Origin of the sequence: Janthinobacterium glycogeni, assembly GCF_051380725.1 — a bacterium.
GTDB lineage: Bacteria > Pseudomonadota > Gammaproteobacteria > Burkholderiales > Burkholderiaceae_D > Janthinobacterium.
This window is the reverse complement of the sequence record NZ_JBNYXP010000008.1, coordinates 224,739-241,766: the sequence shown is the minus strand read 5'-3', so window position 1 is coordinate 241,766 and position 17,028 is coordinate 224,739. Positions and strand designations below refer to the sequence as shown.

The following is a 17,028-nucleotide window of genomic DNA, read 5'->3' as shown; positions in this document are numbered from 1 at the left end:
GGAAACCATCATGTTTGAACGCTTGATCCGCTTCGCCATCGACCAGCGCTGGCTGGTGATGCTGGCCGTGGCCGCCATGGCCGGCCTGGGCATCTACAGCTACCAGAAGCTGCCCATCGACGCCGTGCCCGACATCACCAATGTGCAGGTGCAAATCAACACCCAGTCCGCCGGCTATTCGCCGCTGGAAACCGAGCAGCGCGTGACGTTCCCCATCGAGACGGCCATGGCCGGCTTGCCCAACCTGGAGCAGACGCGCTCGCTGTCGCGCTATGGCCTGTCGCAAGTGACCGTGATCTTCAAGGATGGCACCGACATCTATTTTGCCCGCCAGATGATCAACGAGCGCTTGCAGGAAGCCAAGGAAAGCCTGCCGGCCGGGATCACGCCCAAGATGGGGCCCGTTTCCACGGGCCTCGGTGAAATCTACCTGTGGACGGTGGAAACGCAGGACGGCGCGAAGAAGCCCGACGGCACGCCCTACACGCCGACGGACTTGCGCGAAATCCAGGACTGGATCATCAAGCCGCAGTTGCGCAATGTCACGGGCGTGACGGAAATCAATGCCATCGGCGGCTACGCCAAGCAATACCAGGTGGCGCCGTACCCGGAAAAACTGGCCGCCTACGGCATCAGCCTGCAGGATGTGGTGACGGCGCTCGAGCGCAACAACAGCAACGTGGGCGCCGGCTACATCGAAAAACAGGGCGAGCAGCTGCTGATCCGCGCGCCTGGCCAGGTGGCGTCCAAGGATGACATCGGCAACATCGTCGTCGCCAATGTGCAGGGCGTGGCGATCCGCATCCGCGACGTGGCCGACGTGGTGCTGGGGCGCGAGCTGCGCACGGGCGCGGCCACGGAAAACGGCCGCGAAGTGGTGCTCGGCACCGTCTTCATGCTGATCGGACAGAACAGCCGCGCCGTCTCGCAAGCCGTCGACAAGAAAATGGTGGAGATCAACCGCAGCCTGCCGAAAGGCGTGCACGCCGTCACCGTGTATGACCGCACGGTGCTGGTCGACAAGGCCATCAATACGGTGAAGAAAAACCTGCTCGAAGGCGCCGTGCTGGTGATCGCGATTTTGTTCCTCTTCCTCGGCAATATCCGCGCGGCCGTCATCACGGCCATGGTGATTCCGCTGGCCATGCTGTTCACGTTTACGGGCATGGTGCAATACCATGTGAGCGCCAACCTGATGAGTTTGGGGGCGCTGGACTTCGGCATCATCATCGATGGCGCCGTCGTCATCGTGGAAAACTGCGTGCGCCGCCTGGCCCATGCGCAGCAAAAGCTGGGACGGCCGCTGACCTTGCAGGAACGTTTTCAGGAAGTGTTTGCGGCATCGCAAGAGGCGCGCCGTCCTTTGCTGTATGGCCAGCTGATCATCATGGTCGTGTACCTGCCCATCTTCGCGCTCACCGGCGTGGAAGGCCGCATGTTTACGCCGATGGCCCTGACGGTGGTCATCGCCCTGCTGGGCGCCATGCTGCTGTCGATCACCTTCATTCCGGCCGCAGTGGCGCTGTTCATCGGCGACAAGGTGGCGGAAAAGGAAAACGCCATCATGCGCGCCGCCAAGCGCTGGTATGCGCCGCTGCTGGACAAGGTGATGCGCAACACGCCCGTCGTGTTGACGGGCGCGGCCGTAGCCGTCGTGCTGTCGGGCCTGCTGGCCACGCGCATGGGCAGCGAATTCGTGCCCAGCCTGAACGAGGGCGACATCGCCATCCAGGCCCTGCGCATTCCCGGCACCAGCTTGACGCAATCGCTGGCCATGCAGCAGCAGCTGGAAAACAAGCTGATGGCAAACCACAAGGAAATCGCGCGCGTGTTCGCCCGCACGGGAACGGCCGAGATCGCGTCGGACCCCATGCCGCCGAATATTTCCGACGGCTACATCATGCTGAAACCCCGCGACGCATGGCCGGAACCGAAGAAATCGCGCGAGCAATTGCTGGCGGAAATCGAGGCGACGGCCACCAGCTTGCCTGGCAATAACTACGAGTTTTCGCAGCCGATCCAGCTGCGCTTCAATGAGCTGATTTCCGGCGTGCGCAGCGACGTGGCCGTGAAACTGTTCGGCGACGACATGCTTGTCCTCGACGGCACGGCGGCGAAGATCGCCGGCGTGCTGGGCAAGATTCCCGGCGCAACAGAGGTAAAAGTCGAGCAGACGACGGGCCTGCCCATGCTGACGGTGCAGATCGACCGCGAGCAGACGGCCCGCTACGGCCTCAACATTGCCGACGTGCAGTCGGCGATCGCCACGGCCATCGGCGGGCAAGAAGCGGGCACCCTGTTCCAGGGCGACCGCCGCTTCGACATCGTCGTGCGCCTGCCCGACAGCCTGCGCAGCGACCTGGAGCAACTCAAACGCCTGCCCATCGCCCTGCCCCTGGGCGCGGCGGCGGAAGGCCGCGCGCGCTTCATCCCGCTCGGCGAGGTGGCCAGCCTGCACGTGGCGCCGGGGCCGAACCAGATCAGCCGCGAAGACGGCAAGCGCCGCATCGTCATCAGCGCCAACGTGCGCGGACGCGATATCGGCTCGTTCGTGGGCGACGCCACGCAGCAGCTGCAAGCGCAGGTGGCCATTCCGGCCGGCTACTGGACCAGCTGGGGCGGCCAGTTCGAGCAGCTGCAGTCGGCCACGAAACGCCTGGAACTGGTGGTGCCGGTGGCGCTGGCCCTCGTGTTTGTATTGCTGTTCGCCATGTTCGGCAACGTGAAGGATGGCTTGCTCGTGTTCAGCGGCATCCCGTTCGCCTTGACGGGCGGCATCGTCGCCCTGTGGCTGCGCGACATTCCCATGTCGATCTCCGCGGCGGTCGGTTTCATCGCCCTGTCCGGCGTGGCCGTGTTGAACGGCCTGGTGATGATCGCCTATATCCGCCAGCTGCGCGAACAGGGCATGCCCCTGCAGGAAGCGATACGTACAGGGGCGCTCACGCGCCTGCGGCCCGTCTTGATGACGGCGCTGGTGGCATCCTTGGGTTTCGTGCCGATGGCCATCGCCACGGGCACGGGCGCCGAAGTGCAGCGTCCGCTGGCCACCGTGGTCATCGGCGGCATCCTGTCGTCGACGGCCCTGACCCTGCTGGTGCTGCCGCTGCTGTACCGGCTGGCGTATGCCATCAGAGGCAGGTCGGAGTAGCGGGGGCCGCCGAGGCCGCAAGCGCGTAATCCGACACATTGTTGACGCTGGTGGTGACGTCGGATGACGGCCTTTCAGGCCTGATCCGACCTACCTGTCCATGCGTCGGTTCCGCGGACGTAGGTCGGATTAGCTCCGAAGGAGCGTAATCCGACACCAGCATCGGCGCCGACAATGTGCAGCTTACGGCCGGCGGTAGCCGCCTTCGATCCAGTTCGCGGCCGACGTGGCGTTGAACTTGAAGGCGGCCGAAGTGCGCACCTTGGCGATCTGTTCGCCGTCGGCGTCGTAGGCGCTCAGTTCCGCGTACGGGTGGTCTTCGTCGGGCACGATGTCGAACATCACCTTGACTTGCCCCTCGTCGGTGGCGACAAACAGGTTCTTGTGCAATTGCGCATGCAGCTGCTGCTCGTGGCGGCGCAGCACTTCCGAGGCCGTCTTGACCAGGGTATTGAAGGCATTGACGTCGAGCGGCTTGGGGTTTTTCTTGTCGCGGCCCATGGTCCACGGACCCACGAGGGCCGGCTCCGGCTCGCCATCCTTGATCATGGCCACGGCCCAGCCTTCATCTTCCTCGTTCTTGATCACGCGCGCCGTCCAGCCATTGCCTACCCACAGGCGCGGCTCCTGGATCGGGGCATCATTGTCCTGCTCGGCTGCTTCGTCGGAAAAATCGGGGAAATCGGTACTCATGGCGGTGCTCGTGATGGAAGGTCGGGGCTAGCATGATAGTCGAAAACGCCCGCCCGTGCCGCCTTGCCGGCGGCATGGGTGAACGTTCGACGCTTCCGTCCGGCATCTTCCCAGGCAACTGTCAGCACATGGACATGGCAGGCCGGTTGGGCCAGGTCAGCGGCGGACCGGGCGGTACCCAGCGCGGGTCGATGGCCGGCAGCGGCGCATGATAATTAAAAGGATTGATGATGATCGGCGGTATCGCCGATGGCGCGCCGACGGGTTCGGCGCAGGACTGCGTGGCGCTACGCTGGCGCGTGGTTCGATGGTGAAAAAGGGATAGCGATTGATCCCCGGTATCTGCAAACAAAAGCATGTTGCCCTCCTTGCGAGACTGAGGTGTTCAGTATAGGACGGCTTGCGCACATTACAAGAAAAGAAATCTTGTTCCAGATCAGTGTTTTCTGGCCGCCAGCGCCTTCCATACCGTGAAAATGACGGCCTGTCGCACGCCGCTGGCGGCAAGCGGGACGCGCCCCTACAGTGTGACCATGCAATACCCGATCCCCCATACACCGAGGCTTACCATGAAAAAATTGCTCACCTTCGTCCTCATCGTCATGCTCGCCTGCCTGTTCCTCGACAAGGTCGGCGGCAGCGACATGCACATGCAGTTCAACGGCAGTGACGTCGACGGTCCGCTGGAGTGGCTGTTCGGCCTGGTGTTTGCCGGCGGCGGCTTGCTGATCGCCGCCATAGCCCTGGTGTGCGCCGCCGTCATCACGGGAGTCGTCCTGGCCGGCGTGGGCGTGGTGCTGATCGCCGTCGTGGCCCTGTGCGTGGTGCTGGCGCTGGCCTTGAGCACGCCCGTGCTGCTGCCGCTCTTGATTCCCGTCGCCATCGTCTGGCTGATCGTCAGCCGCAAGCACAAGCAGGCGCAAGCGCGTCAGCACAGCCTGTAATCACTGCGCCATGAACTTGCTGAGCACGCCGTCGCCGCCGCCGTCATTCTGTTCGATGCGGTTGCGCCCGCCCCGCTTGGCCCGGTACAGCGCCTCGTCGGCGCGCGCCAGCACGGCGTCGCAATCGGCATCGGTGCCTGCCATGGCGGCCATGCCGATGCTCACCGTGATGGTGATCACGACGCCGCCATCGATGGTCAGCGAGCTTTCCGCCACGCGCCGGCGCAGCCGTTCGGCAAACACGGCCGCCGCCGCCAGGTCCGTGCCCGGCAGCAAAATGGCAAATTCCTCGCCGCCCACGCGGCCCGGCACGTCGACCTTGCGCAGCGCCTGGCACATCAGCGCGCCCAGGTGACGCAGCACGGCATCGCCCACGGCGTGGCCATACTCGTCGTTGACGCGTTTGAAATGATCGATGTCGAGCATCAACACGCTGGCGCAGCTGGCCAGTTCGCGCTGCAAGCGGGCATGCTCGTTTTCCAGCGACGCCATGAACTGGCGCCGGTTCGGCAAGCCGGTCAGGAAATCCGTGGTGGCCAGCTGCAGCAGTTCCGCGTTCATGCGCTTGCGCTCGGTGATGTCGAGCGAAGACACCATGACGAAATCGAGGCTGTCCGCATGGCCGGGCATCACCAGCAGGCTCAATTCATTTTGCCGCGCCGCGCCGTCGAGACGCACGAAGCTGCTCTCGCACTCGTACAGGTGAGCGCCGCCAGCGAGCGCCAGCAGCGCATCGCCGAAGCGGGGCAAGGCGCTGTCATCGAAATTCTGCGCCAGGCTCAGCGCGCCACGGCGCTGGTCGTCCTCGTTGGCGCGCACCTGCGCCAGCGCGGCGCCGTTCGCATCGATGATGCGCACCATTCCCGCCAGCTTCCGCAGCGCGTCCGGATTGGCCTGGAAGTGGGCGCCCAGGTCGCGCACGCCCGCTTGCTCGAGAGCGTCGAGCGCAGCGCGCACGGCCGACCAGTCCTGTTCCCACAGGGCCACGGGCGCATGGTCGTACAGGCTGCGGAAACGCGCTTCGCCGGCGCGCAGGGCCAGCGCGACCTGCGCCTGCTCGATGGCCATGCCGGCCAGGTGCGCCGCCTCGCTCAGCCGCGCCAGATGCGCCGCGCCCGGCAACATGGGCTGGCGGTGATACGCCATCAGCACCCCGAGCAGCTTGCCCGAGCCGCCACGCACGGGCTCGGCCCAGCATGATTGCAGCTGGGCCCGGCACGCCAGTTCCATCGCTTCCTGCGCCTCGGCATGCAGGTCGCCGACGATCACGCGCTGGCCGTCGCGCACGGCCTGCGCGGCGATGCCGTGCACGCCCTGCAGGGTGTCGAGGTCGTGGCCATGGCTGGACAGGTTGAAGAACGCGGGCAAGCCCGGCGCCGCGCCCAGCACCAGGCGGTGGCGGCTTTCATCGAGCAGCAAGATGCTGCACAGCATGGCGGGATGGTCCGCTTGCACGCTGAGCACCACGCTTTCCAGCACCCGCTCCAGCGGCGCGCCCGTGGCCAGCATTTCCAGCACTTGGCGCCGCGTATGCTCGCGCCGTTCCATCTGGCTGCGCTCGCTGATATCGCGGAAGGTCCACAGGCGCGCCTGCTCATTGCCCAGCTGCATGCTGCGCACATATTGTTCGACCACCCGTCCATCGCGCAGGTGCAGCACGTCGCGCCGCTCGCGGTGGCCGTGCGGCGCATGGATGCGTGCTCCAAGGAAAGGCGCCGCCTGTTCCAGCTGGCTTTCCACATGGCGCACCAGCGCCGCGCCATCGGCTTGCCAGTCGAGCGCGTCGGGCACTTGCCACAGGTCGCGGAAGCGCCGGTTCGAGGTGAAGATGCGGCCATTGATGTTGTCGACCAGTATGCCGTCGATGGTCGAATCGAGGATGCTGCGCAGCATGGCCTGGCTGCGTTGCGCCGCCTCGGCCATCGCCAGCACGCTGGCCTGTCCCTGCTCCAGCTGGCCGGTCAGCTCGCTCGAGCGCGCCAGCGCCGCCTGGGCGCGGGCGCGGCCCGCCGCCAGCAGCCAGGCCGCCAGCGCCAGCACGATGCTGGCCAGCAAACCGGTCCAGGCCACCAGGCGGGGCCGCGCCAGCAGTTCGCCGTCGAAGCCCGGCATGGCGCGCACGCGCAAGGTCCACGGCCGGCCGGCGATGGTGATGACCTTCCGCGACACCAGGCTGTCCGAGGCGGCAGAGGACAAGCCGCCCGGCATGCTGTCGTACATCAGGGCCGCCTCGGCCAGTTGCGCGCCGTCATAGATTTCCAGGTCCAGCTGGCGCGCCGCCTCGCCGCCCACGCCCGCCATCAAGTCGCCCATGCGGAACGGCGCGAACACCCAGGCGCGCAAGGCGGCGCGCCGCTGCTCCACGCTGGCATGCGGCAAGCCGTTGTCATACACGGGCAGCACGACCAGGAAGCCATGCGTCTGGGCGCTGCCTCCATCCTGCACCAGGTGGATCTTGCCCGTCATGGCGGCCTGGCCCGTGTCGCGCGCCTGCTCAAGCGCGCTGCGGCGCACGGGTTCGGACCAGATGTCATAGCCGAAGGCCAGCAGGTTGCTGTCGCTTAAAGGTTCCAGATACGTGATCGGCGCATGCCAGGCGCGCTGGCCGTGCGGACGCACGGCATAGCCGGGATAGCCTTCCGCGCGTACGCTGGCCTCGTGCCGCGCCAGGGCGGCGCCGGGCACCAGCGGCAGGTAGCCGATGCCGTGAATGCCGGGAAAGTTTCGGTCGACCTGCTGCACCGCCAGATAGGCATGGAATTCGCGGCGCGTGACTTCCTGCGAACTGGCATACAATCCCTGCACCCCGTGCAGCACCTGGATATAGGTCTGCATGCGGCCGCCGATGTTGTTCACCAGTTCGCGCACGCGGAAATCGAAATCGGCCTGCACCTGCTGTTCGCTGGCGTCGTGGGCATTGCGCCAGGCGCCATACGTCAATCCCAGGCACAGCGCCAGCACCAGCGCGGCCAAGGCGCGCGGCCCCACCCAGCGCGACACTGGCCGGGCAAACAACGACGAAGACGCGCGTGTAGACATGGCAGGCTGACAGGCAGGACGACATCAAACCGCGACACTGCCGGCAACATGGCTGGCAGCGGGCTGCACGATTACCATCGGTAGTCGATGAGAATGATAGTACGTTACAGCGGGCGCCCTTGCAATGCCGAATCCTGTATTAAAAAGACCACATATTTCATCGATGCAATGATGTGTACTCCAGGAAAATTCGATGCCATGAAAACCATCGCCGCCGGCTGCTATGATCGCCCCGTAATCCATCGTCAGGGAGCCGCGTTTGCAGCACGATAGCTGGCAAGGAACACTATGGCTGGCGCCGGACTTTGCCATCCTGCATGGCGCAGCGGGCGCCACGGACCGTCACGCCCATTATGCGCACCAGCTGATGCTGAGCACGGGAGCGCCCTTCACGGTCGAGCTCGACGGCATCGTCCACACGGCGCGGCGCTTGCTGGTCGAGAGCCTGCGCCCGCACGCCATCGTGGCCGCACCGGCGCCCATGCTGACCATCTACACGGAACCGCAGCGCCTGGCCGGTGCAGCCTTGCTGGCCGCCGCCGATGCTGGCGCGCCCACGCTGGACCATGTCGCCGCCGCATTGCAGGCCCAGCCGCGCGAGCCCTTGCCCGATCCCCGCTTGCGGCGCGCGTTGGACCAGGTCGATGCGCTGCTATCGGGCAAGGTCAGCGCGGCTGCCGTGGCCGACGCGGCGCACCTGTCGCTGAGCCAGCTGGAACGCCTGTTCAGCGCCCAGCTGGGTTTGCCCGTGCGGCGGCTGGTGCTGTGGCGGCGCTTGCGCCTGGCCATCCGTTTCATCTTGCTCGGCAGCACCCTGACGGACGCGGCCCACGGCGCCGGCTTTGCCGATGCCGCGCATTTTTCGCGCACCATGCGCAGCCTGTTCGGCGTGCGCGCCGACCGCAGCTTGCGCCGGCTCGACGTCAAACTGCTCGATTGACCTGCCGGCTACGACCCGTTGCGCAAGCCGGCCGGCAGCTCGGGGGCGCGCACGCCCTCTTCCGCGCGGAACGGTTCGATCAATTGCGCTCCATACGCGACGGGGTAATCGGGACGGCTGCCGATGCCCAGGTCCTCGCCCCGCATGCGGTAATCCGGTGCGTCGAAGGCCGTGCCCAGCAGGCGATCCCAGCAGGTAAAGAACAGGCCGAAATTCACGTCGCCGGCCGTGCCGTACTTCATGTGATGAAAACGGTGCAGCGGCGCCCAGGCAAACACGTGGCGCAGCGGCCCCATGCGCATATCGACATTCGCGTGCTGCAGCAACAGCTGAACCGCCACGGAAAATGCCAGCACGGCCATGACGGTTTCCGGTATGCCCAGCAGCAATAAGGGCAGCATGCCGCCCGCCGCTTCCAGCAGCAGGTGCAGCGGGTGTTTCATCCAGCCATTGAAACCATACAGGCGCTGCACGCTGTGGTGCACGGCATGCAGTTTCCACAGCAAGTATGAACGGTGGCTCAGGTAATGCACCAGGGTAATGCCGCAGTCGGCAACGAGGATGGCCAGCAGCAGTTGCGCCCAGAACGGCAGCTGGACTGGCCAGAATGCGCCCAGCGCCAGGTGCCCTGCCAGCAGGGGAAAGGCCGCCAGTCCCAGCAGGTACAGCGCTTCATTGACGAGCGCATGCAGGACGTCGCGCCAGCCATCGCCGTGAGCGTGGTTCCACGCGCGGTCATACGGCAGGTAGCGTTCGGCAAGCAAGGAAGTGAGCAGGGCCAGCAGCAGCAAGGGCGGCAAGACCCAGAGGGAATAGTGGCACACCGCGATCAGGCAAGCGGCGGCGCCGATGAAGCCGGCCCAGAAGACGGGGCCGTACAGCGCGGCAAAGAGGGATGGCATGGCAAGGCGCTCCTGTGGCAAAAACCACAGCATGGCCTTGTCCCCCTCCCCGCCGCTTGAAGAAACGGCGCAAGCTGCTTATTTGGCCTGCTTTGCAGCCTTTCTCGCCGCGTATTGCTGGTAGCCGTTCGCGCGCAGGGCGCAGGCGGGGCAGGTGCCGCAGCCATAGCCCCAGTCGTGCAATTCGCCACGCTCGCCCAGATAGCAGGTGTGCGTGCCGCTGCGGATGAGGTCGACCAGCGGCTGGCCGCCCAGGTCTTCCGCCAGGTCCCAGCTTTGCGCCTTGTCCAGCCACATCAGCGGCGTTTCCAGCTTCAGGCGCGTATCCATGCCCAGGTTCAGGGCCACTTGCAGGGCCTTCATCGTATCGTCGCGGCAATCCGGGTAGCCGGAGAAATCCGTCTCGCACATGCCGCCCACGAGCACCGTCAAGCCGCGGCGGTAGGCCACGGTGGCGGCTACCGTCATGAACAGCAAGTTGCGGCCGGGCACGAAGGTATTCGGCAAGCCGTTTTCCTGCATGACGATCTCGACGTTCTGCGTCATGGCCGTGTCGGAAATGGCGGAAATCAAGGACAGGTCGATCATGTGGTCCTGGCCCAGGCGGCTGTCCCACTCGGGCGACTGCCGGCGCATCTGCTCGAGCACGCCGGGACGCACGGTCAGTTCGATCGCATGGCGCTGTCCATAGTCAAAGCCGATGGTTTCCACACGACTATAGTGTTTCAAGGCCCAGGCCAGGCAGGTGGTGGAATCTTGTCCACCGCTAAAGAGCACCAGTGCGGAGTCCGTTGCTAGCATAATTTCTTTCTTTTCAATTTTATTCTGTTGCAATCGTGCGCGGGGAAACAGGATTCCCCGCGCAAAAAATACTTATTCGTCCGCCATCAGTTTACCTATTCCGGTAACATGCAGTCAGCATTTACTCATCTGGAGCACCATGTTTTCTGCACGACCCATACGGCATACGACTGCCGGCAAGGCGATACGACCACGAATTTTGGCACAAGTAGTGACAAAAGCAATGGGTCAACTGACACTGGCGGCCGCCGGCAGTGCCATCTCGCTGTTTCCCATCGCCCACGCCGGCGCGCAGGAGGGTACGCAAGAACGCTCGCAAGATGCCGTTGCGGACAGCCCCGCCACGGAAACGGCGCCCGCCCCGCTGCAGTACGAGGTCAAGGTCAACGCGCCCGGCGACCTCGATGAACTGCTGGAAAAAAACCTGGACCTGGAACGCTTCCGCGGCAACCCGCGCATGGACCGCGAGCAATTGCAGCGCCTCGTGCGCGATACGCCCGAGCAAGCCAAAAACCTCATCGCCACGGCCGGCTACTACACGCCCGTCGTCACGGTGCGCGTCGACACGACGGGCGCCAAACCCGTCGTCATCGTCGACGTCGATCCGGGCCAGCCGGTGACCATCGACAAGGTCGAACTGGAATTGCGCGGCTTCGATCCCACGCCGCCGCTGGCCGCTTCCGAACCCTATAATACGGAAGCCCTGAAACGCAGCTGGGCCCTGAAGACGGGCAGCGTGTTTCGCCAGGCGGAATGGGAAGCGGCCAAGCGCGCGCTGCTGCGCGAAGTGGTGCAGACGCGCTACCCGCGTGCCCAGCTGGTCGATACGCAAGCCGTGGTCGACCCGGAAACGCATAAAGTCTCGCTGCTGGTGGTGCTCGACAGCGGCCCCGAGCTGCGCTTCGGCGAGCTGCGCATCGAAGGCTTGAAACGCTACGACGCCAGCATCATCCGCAACCTCGACAAGATACGCCCGGGCGACTACTACAGCGAATCGGCGCTGCAATCGTTCCAGGCGCGCCTGCAGGACACGGGCTACTTTGCCAGCGTGGAAGTGAGCGCCGACATGAGCAGCATCCTGGGCGAGCAGATCGAGGCGGGGCAGGAAAGCCAGCAAGCCGAGGCCGCCGGCGCCGCGCCGGAAGCCAAACCCGTCAACCGCGGCCCCGCGCCGCAGTTGCCGCTGGTGGTGCGCGTGACGGAAAACAAGCAGCAGAACGTCAGCGCCGGTCTCGGTTTCAGTACCAACACGGGCAATCGCGCCCAGCTCAACTATGACAACCTGAACGTGTGGGGCACGCGCTTCAAGAGCGCGATCACCCTGGAAACGAAGAAACAGGCGGCGCACGCCAATTTTTACTTTCCCACGACCGAGCGCGGCTACAACGACAGCGCCGGCGCCTCGTTCGAGCGCAGCGACATTTCCAACGAGATCACGGCCGTCACCACCATCTCGGCCAAGCGCAACTGGGGCGGCACCAACCTCGAGCGCAGCCTGACGTTCGAGTTCCTCAGCGAAGACAAGACCGTCGTCGGCCTGGAACAGACGCGCAGCAAGAGCTTGCCGCTGACCTATGCCATCACCAAGCGCAGCCTCGACAGTCTGCTGTTTCCCACCAAGGGCTATGTCATCAATGCCCAGGTGGGCGGCGCCCTGCTGCCCGTGCTGACGGACGAGCGCTTCGTGCGCGTGGCCGGCAAGGCCGTGTATTACCGTCCTCTCGGTGAAAAGGGCGAGCTGATCGTGCGCGGCGAAATGGGTGCGCTGGGTTCGAAGGAAAAACGCGGCGTGCCGGCCGTCTACCTGTTCCGCGCGGGCGGCGACCAGTCGGTGCGCGGCTATGGCTACCAGGAACTGGGGGTGAAGGAAGGCGACGCCACCGTCGGCGGGCGCTACATGCTCACCGGCAGCGCCGAATACCAGTACTGGTTCAAGCCGAAGTGGGCCATTGCCGCCTTCTATGACGCCGGCAACGCGGCCGACACGGTGAAAGCGGCCATGACGCCGAAATCGGGCTATGGCCTGGGCGGGCGCTACAAGAGTCCCGTCGGCCCCATCAATGTCGACGTGGCGTATGGCCACGCCGTCCACGCCTACCGTTTGCACTTTTCTCTGGGATTCACTTTCTGATGTCCGATATTTCTACCGAGTCCCACGACGCCGCGCCGCCACCGCCGGCGAAAAAAACGCGCCGCGCGCTGCGCTATGTGCTGATCGCCGTCGCCAGCCTGGCCCTGCTGCTGGGCGGCGCCTTCTGGTTCCTGGGCCGCGAATCGACCCTGCAGATGCTGGTGCAAAAAGTGGCCAGCGCCAGCGGCGGCGAGATCGCAGTGTCGGGCGTGTCCGGCTCGCTGTACAACCGCATGCACCTGGGCCACGTCAGCTACCGCAGCAAGACGCAGCACATCACGGCCGACAACATCGACATCAACTGGTCGCCGTTCCAGTTCTTCTCGGAAGGCATCGCCATCAGCGAACTGCACGTGGCCAGCCTGTCCGTGGAAAGCACGGCGCCGTCCGAGGAACCGTCGACCATGCCGGCCAGCCTGGCCGCGCCTTTTAAAATCGGCATTGCCGACGCGCGCCTGGACAAGGTGACCCTCGTCAGCGCGGGCGGCAACACGGTATTTGAAAAGATCCATTTCACTTTGTCGGGCGACAAGTCGCAATGGCAGCTGGAAGACGCCTCGGCCCTGACGCCATTCGGCCAGGCCACGGCCAGCGCGACGATTGCCGCCATGCAGCCGTTCAAACTCAGCGGCAAAGCTGGCTTGACGCAGCTCAACCCCGCCGCCGGCGAAAAACCGGCCGCCCTGGCGCTGCAGCTGGGCGGCGACCTGAATGTGCTGAACGTGACGGCCAAGGGCAATGCGGGCGCGGCCACGGCCGACGCCCAGCTGGCGCTGGCGCCGTTCGACCCCGTCATCATCCTGCGCTCGGCCAGCATCAAAGGCCGCAACATCAATCCGGGCAAGTTCGACGCGACCTTGCCGCAGGCGGACCTGAGCCTGGAACTCGATGCCGCCATCGATACGCGACCCAACGCGCAAACCGTGTCGGGCAAGCTGGCCATCCTCAACCACGCCACACCGGGTTCCATCGACCAGCAAAAGCTGCCGCTGCGCCAGTTCGAGGCGAGATTGGGCGGCACCCTGACGGCCACAACGCTGGAATCGGCCATCATCGATTTCGGCAACGCGGGCAAATTCACGGGCGGCGGCAAACTCAACCGCGATGCCGTCGACGGCCCCATCGGCAATGCGCAACTGACCTTGCACACGGACAAGATCGACTTGCAGCATATCTACAGCAGCATCAACAGCACGAAGATCGCGGGCGACATCGTACTCGACAGCGACGGCAAGACGCAGACCCTGCGCGCCAAACTGGGCGAAGCCAAGCTGCGCCTGGACGTGGAAGCGACGCTCGCCGATTCCCTCGTGCAATTGCGCAAGGCGACCTTACAAGCGGGCAAAAGCAGCGTGAATGCGACGGGCCAGATCAGCCTGAAGGATGAGCAACCGTTCAAGGCCGTGGCCAGCACCAGCCGCCTCAATCCCGCCGACTTCGGCGCCTTCCCCGTGGCCGACCTGAACCTAGACGTGCGCGCCAACGGCCACGTGGCCCCCAAGTGGCTGGCGAATGCGGACTTTACCGTACGCCCCAGCAAGCTGCTCGACCAACCCCTGTCCGGCAAGGGCAAGCTGACGGCCGATGCGGCCCATTTCAGCGGCATCGACGTGCAATTGGCGCTCGGCAAGAACAACGTGACGGCCAAGGGCAACTTTGGCGGCGCCGGCGAAAAACTCAACTGGAACATCGATGCACGGCAGCTTTCCGCCCTGCAGGGCGACTTGCTGGGCAGCGTGCTGGCCAGCGGCGTGGTGCAGGGCACGCTGCAGCAGCCGCGCACGAGCTTTGTGGCCGACGCGAAAGGGCTGGGCCTCACCAGCGGCAAGCGCCCCGCACCCGACAGCACCATCCACGCCAGCGGCGAAGTGGGCTTGACGGGAGCGAAGCAGCAGGCGGAATTGAAAATGACGGGTTCCTTGCAAAAGATCAACCCGGCCGCGTTTGGTGCAGCACTACCCAACGGCAACGTGAATGCGGATTTCAACGGCAGCGGCCGATTGACCAGCGACTGGCAAGTGGCCCTGAACCTGGCCCTGCGCGAGTCGACCCTGCAAAACGCGCCGCTGGCCGGCTACGCCAAGCTGTCGGCCAACGCGAAACGCATCGACAGCGTGGATACGGAATTGCGCCTGGGGCCGAACAGCCTGCTGGCCAAGGGCGCGCTGGGCGGTGCCACCGACAAGCTGACGTGGAAACTCGATGCGCCGCAACTGTCTGCCCTGGGCCCCCGCTTTGCCGGCGTGCTGCAGGCGGCCGGCTCCGTCAGCGGCAAGATGGACGCGCCCGCCGCGCAACTGACGCTCGATGGCCGCGATCTGACCTTCTTTGGCGACCAGCAAGTGAAAGCCGTGAAAGGCAGCGCCAGCGTCGGCGCCGGCCAGGGCGCGCTCGACCCCATGGTCAGCAGCCTCGAGATTACCGGCTACGGCACGCCCACCTTCAAACTGGGCAGCGCCCGCCTGAGTACCTCCGGCACGCGCGGCAGCCATACGGTGAACCTGGCGGCGCGCAATGACGATTTCGACGCCAGCGTGCAAATCCGCGGCAGCCAGAACGGCGCCGCCTGGACGGGCACCATCGACAGCCTGCAAAACAAGGGCCGCTATGCGCTCGTGCTGCAGGCGCCCGTGCCCGTGAAAGTGGCGGGACCGGCCGGCAGCGGCGTGGCGGGCCTGGGCCAGCCGGAACAGATCAGCGTGGGCAACACCGTCATCAAATTGCCGGCAGGCAGCATCACCATGCAAAGCCTGGTCAAGAACGGTCCCCGCTGGACCAGTTCCGGCCAGGCGGCCGGCGTGGCCCTGACCTATCTGGCGCAGGTCATTCCCTCGCTGCAAGCCAATGCGCGCAGCGACCTGACCCTGGGCGCGCAATGGTCGCTCGACATGCAGGTGCCGACGGCCAAGCAGAAAGATCCCTCGCTGGCCGGCATGCTGCACATCTACCGCGAAAAAGGCGACGTGACGGTGGGCGTGGAGCAGCCGCTGGCGCTGGGACTGCGCACCTTCGATGCCCGCGTGGATGTCGCCAACCAGCAGCTGCGCCTGGCCGTGAAACTCGACGGCGCGCGCGCGGGCCAGAGCGATATCAATGCCACCGTGCAAATGCTGGGCGGGCGCATCAGCAACGACAGCGCCCTGTCCCTGACGGGCACCACCAGCATCGACTCACTGGCCTGGCTGGCGCCGCTGACGGGCCAGCCAGGCCTGGAGCTGGGCGGCGCCTTGAAGGTGGCCCTGTCCGGCAGCGGCACCATCGGCGCGCCGCAATTGAATGGCGACATCAACGGCAGCAAGCTGCTGGTGAACTGGGCCGACCAGGGCTTGAAACTGCGCAACGGCGTGCTGCAAGCGAAACTGGCCGGCGATCAGCTGCAATTGCAGCGCCTGAGCTTTGACGGCGGCGACGGCAAGGTGCAGGCCGATGGCTGGGTGCGCTTTGCAAATGGCGAAGCGAGCCTGGAACTGAAACTGCTGGCCGACCGCCTGCAGGCGCTGTCGCGTCCCGACCGCACCCTGGTCCTGTCGGGCAACAGCACCTTGGTGCGCAACGACAAGCGCTTCAGCTTCGAAGGCAAGTTCAAGGCCAACCGCGCGCTGATCGAACTGGCGCCGCAGGATACCCCCACGCAAAGCAGCGACGTGGTGGTGCTGGGCAAGGAAGTCAAGGGCAGCAAGGAAGCGCCTACGCTGCCCCTGAATATCGACCTCGAGTTCGACCTGGGCAACGCCTTCCACCTGCGCGGCATGGGTCTCGATGCGGATTTGGCGGGCAATGTGCGTGCCAGAGTCATCAACCGCGCCGCGCCGCGCGTGACGGGCAGCATCAAGGTCGCCAATGGCCAGTACGCCGCGTATGGACAGAAGCTGTCGATCGAACGGGGCCTGATCGCCTTCACGGGCGCCTACGACAATCCGTCACTGAACATCCTGGCCGTGCGCAAGCGCCCCGAAGGCGAGGCGCTGTCGGAAACGAACGTGGAAGCGGGCGTGGAAGTGCGCGGCACGGCGCAGGCGCCGACGGCCAAGCTGGTGTCCACGCCGAGCGTGTCGGACAGCGACAAGCTGGCCTGGCTGATCCTGGGCCACGGCGCGGAAACGGCGGCCGGCGATGAAATGGCCCTCTTGACGACGGCGGCAGGCGCCCTCTTCGGCGGCTCCGGCGGCGGCTTGCAGGGCAAGCTGGCCAATTCGCTGGGCCTGGACGAAGTGGGCCTGTCGCAGGCGCAAGGGCTGGAAAGCACGGTCGTCACTGTCGGCAAGCGCCTGTCCTCGCGCGCCTACCTGACGTTCGAGCAAGGCACGAGCACGGCGACGAGCCTGGTCAAGCTGCGTTATAAGCTGAACCGCCGCATCACCCTGCAATTCCAGACGGGCACGAACAATGCGCTGGACGTGTTGTACACGTGGGCATTTGATTAGAGT

General features: G+C 65.4%; 10 protein-coding genes. 5 read left to right on the top strand and 5 right to left on the bottom strand.

Annotation, left to right across the window (positions count from 1 at the left end; all coding sequences use genetic code 11):
• The first annotated feature begins 10 nt into the window (after nt 1–10).
• Nucleotides 11–3,151, top strand: coding sequence for an efflux RND transporter permease subunit (locus ACQ4W4_RS19945; RefSeq protein WP_436543412.1), 3,141 nt, complete (start codon nt 11–13; stop codon nt 3,149–3,151).
• A 183-nt stretch (nt 3,152–3,334) separates the two neighbouring features.
• Here ACQ4W4_RS19945 and ACQ4W4_RS19940 read toward each other — a convergent pair whose 3' ends face one another.
• Nucleotides 3,335–3,844: a hypothetical protein gene (locus tag ACQ4W4_RS19940; RefSeq protein WP_034753470.1), complete on the bottom strand. Its 510-nt coding sequence runs from the start codon at nt 3,842–3,844 to the stop codon at nt 3,335–3,337.
• A 121-nt stretch (nt 3,845–3,965) separates the two neighbouring features.
• A complete protein-coding gene (locus ACQ4W4_RS19935) occupies nt 3,966–4,202 on the bottom strand; it encodes a hypothetical protein (protein WP_070217756.1) in 237 nt (78 codons plus the stop codon).
• Between the two features lie 211 nt (nt 4,203–4,413).
• Between ACQ4W4_RS19935 and ACQ4W4_RS19930 the strand changes: the two genes are divergently transcribed.
• Nucleotides 4,414–4,788 carry a hypothetical protein gene (locus tag ACQ4W4_RS19930; RefSeq protein WP_436543411.1) on the top strand — a complete coding sequence of 125 codons (375 nt, stop codon included), beginning with the start codon at nt 4,414–4,416 and terminating at the stop codon, nt 4,786–4,788.
• Here the strand turns inward: ACQ4W4_RS19930 and ACQ4W4_RS19925 are convergent, their stop codons facing one another.
• Complete coding sequence (locus ACQ4W4_RS19925; RefSeq protein ID WP_436543410.1) at nt 4,789–7,827, bottom strand: sensor domain-containing diguanylate cyclase; 3,039 nt, start codon at nt 7,825–7,827, stop codon at nt 4,789–4,791.
• A 259-nt stretch (nt 7,828–8,086) separates the two neighbouring features.
• Here ACQ4W4_RS19925 and ACQ4W4_RS19920 point away from each other — a divergent pair, with 259 nt between their 5' ends.
• Nucleotides 8,087–8,767, top strand: coding sequence for a helix-turn-helix domain-containing protein (locus ACQ4W4_RS19920; protein WP_436543409.1), 681 nt, complete (start codon nt 8,087–8,089; stop codon nt 8,765–8,767).
• A gap of 8 nt (nt 8,768–8,775) precedes the next feature.
• Here the strand turns inward: ACQ4W4_RS19920 and ACQ4W4_RS19915 are convergent, their stop codons facing one another.
• Together ACQ4W4_RS19915 and queC are read right to left on the bottom strand one after the other, a co-directional pair.
• The gene (locus ACQ4W4_RS19915) at nt 8,776–9,669 is read right to left on the bottom strand and encodes a sterol desaturase family protein (protein WP_436543408.1); all 894 of its coding nucleotides are present in this window, start codon (nt 9,667–9,669) and stop codon (nt 8,776–8,778) included.
• 78 nt (nt 9,670–9,747) lie between these two features.
• Entirely contained in the window at nt 9,748–10,470 is a 723-nt protein-coding gene (gene queC / locus ACQ4W4_RS19910; protein WP_436543407.1) for a 7-cyano-7-deazaguanine synthase QueC, read from the bottom strand.
• Between the two features lie 223 nt (nt 10,471–10,693).
• Here queC and ACQ4W4_RS19905 point away from each other — a divergent pair, with 223 nt between their 5' ends.
• Both ACQ4W4_RS19905 and ACQ4W4_RS19900 read left to right on the top strand, forming a co-directional pair.
• Nucleotides 10,694–12,601 carry an autotransporter assembly complex protein TamA gene (locus ACQ4W4_RS19905; RefSeq protein ID WP_436543406.1) on the top strand — a complete coding sequence of 636 codons (1,908 nt, stop codon included), beginning with the start codon at nt 10,694–10,696 and terminating at the stop codon, nt 12,599–12,601.
• Nucleotides 12,601–17,025 carry a translocation/assembly module TamB domain-containing protein gene (locus ACQ4W4_RS19900; RefSeq protein WP_436543405.1) on the top strand — a complete coding sequence of 1,475 codons (4,425 nt, stop codon included), beginning with the start codon at nt 12,601–12,603 and terminating at the stop codon, nt 17,023–17,025. Before ACQ4W4_RS19905 ends, ACQ4W4_RS19900 begins: the two co-directional genes overlap by 1 nt.
• Nucleotides 17,026–17,028 lie beyond the last annotated feature (3 nt).